Source organism: Caulobacter sp. B11 (genome assembly GCF_002737765.1).
In the GTDB taxonomy this organism is placed as follows: domain Bacteria; phylum Pseudomonadota; class Alphaproteobacteria; order Caulobacterales; family Caulobacteraceae; genus Caulobacter.
The window spans coordinates 1-5,320 of the sequence record NZ_PEGG01000206.1; the positions used below are offsets into that span (position 1 = coordinate 1).

Below are 5,320 nucleotides of genomic sequence, written 5' to 3' on the forward strand. Positions count from 1 at the left end.
GGACACAAAGCGCGGTTTGGCGCGTTGTGCTCGGGCGCCTCCGGAGTAGCCGCCCTGTCGTCCGATATCGAAACACCCGTAGAAGGCCCGCCGATTCGCCGCCCGGCGCACCAGCGCGCCGCCGACGCATGGACCGGCCTGTCGCCCCGCGCTCGCTGGTCGTTGATCGGCGCGACGGCGCTGTTCGCCGCCATCGTCGCCTTTCTGTTGGTCTTCGACTGGAACTGGCTGCGCGGCCCGATCGGCCGCATGGCGTCGGCGCGGCTGGGCCGCGAGGTCGAGATCACCGGCGACCTGAAGGTCCATCCCTGGTCCCTGACCCCAGGGTCGAGGCAGGCGGGCTGCGGATCGGCCAGCCGGCTTGGGCGGCGGCCGATGGGGCGCCGGCTGGAGACATGGCCAGGATCGACCGACTGGCCGTGCACATCAAACTGCTGCCGCTGTTCAAGGGCGAGGTGGTGCTGCCTCTGGTCGCCATCGACCGGCCCGATGTGCGGCTGCTTCGCGAGGCCTCGGGTCGCGCCAACTGGACCTTCGGCTCCGGCAAGCCGAGCAAGAGCGCGGTCAAGCTGCCGGCCATCCAGCATTTCGTCATCAATGACGGCAAGCTGCGGATCGACGATCGCCAGCGCGACGTGCTGTTCCTCGGCACGGTCAGCTCCAACGAACACGCCAGCGGCGATGGCCGCGGCAAGTTCGTGATCCAGGGCGACGGACAGCTGAACCGTGCGCCGTTCACCGCCACCCTGACCGGCGGCCCCTTGCTGAACATCTCGCCGCGCCACCCCTACCCGTTCGACGCGCGGATCGAGGCCGGAGCCACGCGGGTTCTGGCCAAAGGGTCGGTGACCAAGCCCTTCGACCTGGGCCGGTTCGAGACCGACCTGACCGTTTCGGGCGCCGACCTGAACCGCCTCTACGCCCTGACCGGCCTGACCCTGCCCAACACCCCGCCCTACCGGATCAGCGGCAAGCTGAGCCGCAAGGGGCAACGCTATGACTTCAAGGGCCTGAACGGTCGGGTGGGCGACAGCGACGTGTCGGGCGACCTGTTCGTGCTGCTAGGTCGCGAGCGGCCCTATCTGGAAGCCGAGCTTCGCTCGCGCCGGCTTGATTTCGATGACCTGGGCAGCCTGGTCGGGGCCGCGCCGTCCACCAGGGCCGGCGAAACCGCCTCGGCGGGCCAGAAGATCGAGGCCGGCCAACGCGCCGCCACCCGCCGTCTGCTGCCCGACGCCACCTTGCAGGTCGAGCGGGTGCGGGCCATGGACGCCAAGGTCAGCTATCGCGCCCTGGCCGTGAACGCCCCTAATTTCCCGCTCAAAAAGGTGCGGATCGACCTGGCGCTGGACAAGGGGGTCCTGACCCTGGACCCGATCAGGTTCACCTTTTCGCGCGGAGACCTGGCCGGAAAGGTTCGCCTGGACGCCCGGCCGGCCACGCCCCGCACCGATCTGGATCTGCGGCTGACCAACGCCAAGCTGGAGGATTTCATCCCCATTCGCAGCGGCGGCCAGCCGGCGATCGAGGGCGGCGTCATGGCCCGGATCAAGCTGAGCGGGGCGGGTAACTCGGTGCATCGCGCCGCGTCGAACGCCAATGGCGCGGTCACCGTGGTCTCACCGCGCGGCCAGATCCGCCAGGCCTTCGCCGAACTTTTGGGGGTCAATGCCTCCAAGGGGCTTCTGCTGCTGCTCACCAAGGACCAGCGGGAGACCGCCGTGCGCTGCGCCATCGCCGACTTCACCGTCAAGAACGGCGTCATGACCAGCACCCAGATCCTCGCCGATACGGGCGTCGTCCTCGCCCGTGGCCGGGGCACGATCAATCTGGAAACCGAGCGCATGGAGTTCCGGATCGAAGGCGACAGCAAGAAGCCGCGGCTGGTGCGCCTGTTCATTCCGATCACGATCCAAGGCCCGATCCTGTCGCCGAAGGTCAAGCTGGATACCCGCAAAGCCCTCGCCCAGACCGGTGTCGCCACCGCCCTGGGGGCCCTGGTCTCGCCGCTGACGGTGCTGCTGCCGTTCATCTCCACGGGCGAGGCCAAGGACGCCGACTGCGCCGGGATCGTCGCCGACGCCCGCGGCAGCGGCGCGCCTGTCAGGGTCTCCCAGGCCACTCCCGCCGCCAAGTCCGGTCGGTAGTCGGGTTGGCGAGTTCCCTCTATCGGGTTATAAAAGCACGTCTGAACTCCAGGTGTGTCATGTCCGAGATTGTGCGCGAGGCCCGGGCCTAACAGGTTCCGAACCTCGGTTCGTCCGCCGAAAAGGCCGTGATCCCGTCCGCGCGTCCCGCCGGATGCGCGTTGTCACGCCTCGATTTTCGGACATTCCCTTGAACATCTCCAAACCGCAGCAACGCGCACGTGCACGCGCTGGCGCAGGGCGCCCGCCATCGAACTCCTGCGCGACGATCGCGGCCGCGCAGTCGGCGCCGACTGCCTCACCGGCGAAGGCTGGCGGCTTTCGGACTGCTCGCTGAGCGTCTTCAAGGCCCTCAAGCGCCGCCGGTTCATCGCCAAGCCACGGCGGCGGGCCCTATCGCATCACCCGCGAGGGCCTGGTCAATCTCAGGGCCCAGCTCGACAACCCGGGTGACGGCCCGGGGCTGGTAGCTCAGTCCCGCCGCAGAAACAGGACGCGCGCGGCGCCATAGTCGCGCGCATCCAGCACCGTATAGCCCGGCGTCGCGGGGTTGGTCTCATCTCGGCCGCGCTCGAAGACCACGATCGCGCCCGGGGCCAGCCAGTCGCCGGCCAGGAGTTCGGCCAGGGCCTTCTCGCCCAGACCCTTGGCGTAGGGCGGATCCAGGAAGGCCACGGTGAACGGGGCCCCGGCGCTGGCCGGCGGGGCGCCCAGATTTGTCGCGTCACGGCGATGCACCCGGGTTTGGCCAAACAGGCCGAAGGCGTCGACATTGGTCGCGGATCGCCCCGCGCGCCGCGTCGTCGGTCTCGACGAACAGGCAGAAGGCCGCGCCGCGCGACACGGCCTCGAGGCCCAGGGCGCCCGAGCCGGCGAACAGGTCGATCACCCGCGCGCCGGGCAGTTCCGGAGCCCAGGCGGCGTGTTCGAGGATGTTGAACACCGCCTGCCGGGCGCGATCCGAGGTCGGGCGTGTGGTGTCACCGGGCGGGGTGGCGATGGCCTTGCCGCGATACTGGCCGGAAACGATGCGCATGGTGGGGGTCTCTGCAACGACGAGCGCCTGTGTGCCGCGTGCGCACCGGCCGGGCAAGTCGTCCTTGGACCTGCTCTGCACGCTTGCGCCGATCCGACCGACCGCCTAGCCATGAGGTCTAGCCGGGGCGAGGATCACCGTGACGACAGAGCTTGAGCGGTCCGCGTTCCTGGCCGACCTCACATCCAAGGACCGGCGGATCGGCCGCATCCTGCTGACCCTGCCGCTCGGGGCCCTGGCGGCCCTCGTGGCCGGGATCATCGCCGGCGGCGGCGTCTTCTTCGCCTTCGCGGTGCTGTCGGGCGATCCCGGGGCCGGCGATCGCCTGATGCAGGCGACCCGCGATCCCGCCGTTCTGGCCTCCAGCCTGACCTTCAGCCTGTTTGTGTTCTGCATTCTGGCGGCGGCCAACGGGCCATGGCCCTGGCCTTCACCGCGGTGGGCGCCGGCCTGATGACCGACGCCTGAGGAGCTATTTCACCGCCGCGCCGCGCTTTCGCTGGCGGCTGATGCTGGCCGGTCTGGTGCTGTTCGCCGCGATCGGCGCGCCCCTGTACCTGGGCCTGACCCTTCTGGACCCGACATCGGCGAAGCCGCCGATCCTGACCCAGGTCTCCACCCTGCCCGGTCGCCTGGCCTACGCCCTGGCGACCACCGTGCTGCTGCTGATCGCGGCGGCGGCCGAGGAACTGGTGTTTCGCGGCTGGCTGCTCAAGCTGACCGCCGCCTTCCTGCGCCGGCCCTGGCCGCTGCTGATCCTCAACGGCCTGCTGTTCGCGGCCATCCACATGGATCCCAATCTCGACGCCTTCCTGGTGCGGATGGCCATGGGCATGGGCCTGGGCTGGATGACCCTGAGGCTGGGCGGGATCGAGTTCGCGATCGGGGCCCACGCGGCCAACAACATCCTGATCCTGCTGCTGGTCCGCCCCATGACCCTGACCGACCCGCCGCACGCCTTCGAGCCGAGCAGCCTGGTCGTCGCCCCGCTGATGCTGCTGGCCTTCATCACCCTGGCCGAGGTCGTGGTTCGTGCAGCGCCCTTGCGGCGATGGACCCGGGCCGAGGTGGTCCCGACCTAGAGCCTGTCCCGTCTTCATGGAACCATGAAAACGGGATAAACAGGCTTTAGAATCAAACATTTAGAGCCCTTTTGAACGCTTTAGATGATTCCATCTAAAGCTAAAGGGCTCTAGGGCTTGCCGCCCGATCGCGGCTTGCCGCCGGTGGGGCGCGGGCCGGCCGCCGGACGAGGCCGGGCGGGCTTGCCGTCGAACGACCTTGCCGGGGCCTTGGCGTCAAAAGGCTTGTCAGAAGGCTTGGCGGGCCGCTTGGCCGCGCCGGGAGCGTAGGCGGGCTTGCCTGCGGGGGGCTTGCCGTCGAAGACCTTGGCCGGGCCCTTGGACGCGCCCGCCGCATAGGCCGGCTTGGCCGGGGCGGCCTTGCCGAGCGGACCCGCGGTCCTGACCGGCGCGCCTGGCTTGCCGAGCGCCTTGCCGACCGGCTTGGCGCCGCGCGGCAGAGGCTTGGGGCCGACGATCTTGTCCGCGATCGACTTCTTGACCGGCGGGCGCTTGTGGCCGGTGTCGGCCTTGATCTTCGGCTTGGCCCAGCCGGACTTGTAGACCTTCTTGACCTCTTCCGGCTTGGCTTCGAAGCTGACGGCCGGCGCGCGGCCAGAGGGCGCGCGGCGCTGGGCCTCGCCGCCGCGCGGAACCTCGCCGTCCTTGGCGACGCCGGGCGCGAACAGCGGATCAGCGACGCCGATGAAGCGGGGCTTGTCGCCGGTCGGCATGTTCTCGGGCGGCACGACGCCTTCCAGCAGTTCGCGGATCACCCGCGGCCCGACCTCCTCGACCTGGCCGGCCAGCAGGGTGCCCAGGGCGAAGGGACCGTAGGACAGGCGGATCAGCCGGTTGACCTTGAGGTCGAGATATTCGAGCACCCGGCGGATCTCGCGGTTCTTGCCTTCGCTGAGGGTGACCGTGATCCAGACGTTGCGGCCGCCGCCGGCCTTGTCCTGGGCCTTGTCGAGCTTGGCCTCGATCGGGCCGTAGCGCACGCCCTCGACGGTGACGCCCTCCTTCAGCCGGTCCAGCTGTTCCTGGGTGGTGTGGCCGAAGGCGCGGGCGCGATA

The 5,320-nt window shown here is 69.5% G+C and carries 4 protein-coding genes and 3 pseudogenes; 4 read left to right on the top strand and 3 right to left on the bottom strand.

From position 1 onward, the window contains the following. Positions 1–287: hypothetical protein (locus CSW58_RS15180; protein WP_236627744.1), on the bottom strand; the 287-nt coding region annotated here is incomplete at its 3' end. 60 nt (positions 288–347) lie between these two features. On the opposite strand from CSW58_RS15180, the gene CSW58_RS09085 reads away from it, so the two are divergent. Together CSW58_RS09085 and CSW58_RS09090 are read left to right on the top strand one after the other, a co-directional pair. Beyond that, positions 348–2,147, top strand: a complete 1,800-nt coding sequence (locus tag CSW58_RS09085; protein WP_236627743.1) for an AsmA family protein — start codon at positions 348–350, stop codon at positions 2,145–2,147. 190 nt (positions 2,148–2,337) lie between these two features. Beyond that, positions 2,338–2,658: pseudogene (locus CSW58_RS09090) on the top strand (YjhX family toxin). On the opposite strand, the pseudogene rsmD reads toward CSW58_RS09090, so the two are convergent. Further along, positions 2,619–3,183 (bottom strand): annotated as a pseudogene (gene rsmD, locus CSW58_RS09095) (16S rRNA (guanine(966)-N(2))-methyltransferase RsmD). The pseudogenes CSW58_RS09090 and rsmD sit on opposite strands and share 40 nt — an antisense overlap. 139 nt (positions 3,184–3,322) lie before the next feature. On the opposite strand from rsmD, the gene CSW58_RS15185 reads away from it, so the two are divergent. After that, positions 3,323–3,637 carry a hypothetical protein gene (locus CSW58_RS15185; protein WP_236627741.1) on the top strand — a complete coding sequence of 105 codons (315 nt, stop codon included), beginning with the start codon at positions 3,323–3,325 and terminating at the stop codon, positions 3,635–3,637. 55 nt (positions 3,638–3,692) lie between these two features. After that, positions 3,693–4,265: a CPBP family intramembrane glutamic endopeptidase gene (locus tag CSW58_RS15190; RefSeq protein WP_236627742.1), complete on the top strand. Its 573-nt coding sequence runs from the start codon at positions 3,693–3,695 to the stop codon at positions 4,263–4,265. A gap of 110 nt (positions 4,266–4,375) precedes the next feature. On the opposite strand, the pseudogene CSW58_RS15195 reads toward CSW58_RS15190, so the two are convergent. Further along, positions 4,376–5,320, bottom strand: a pseudogene (locus CSW58_RS15195) (23S rRNA pseudouridylate synthase B); the annotation flags it as partial.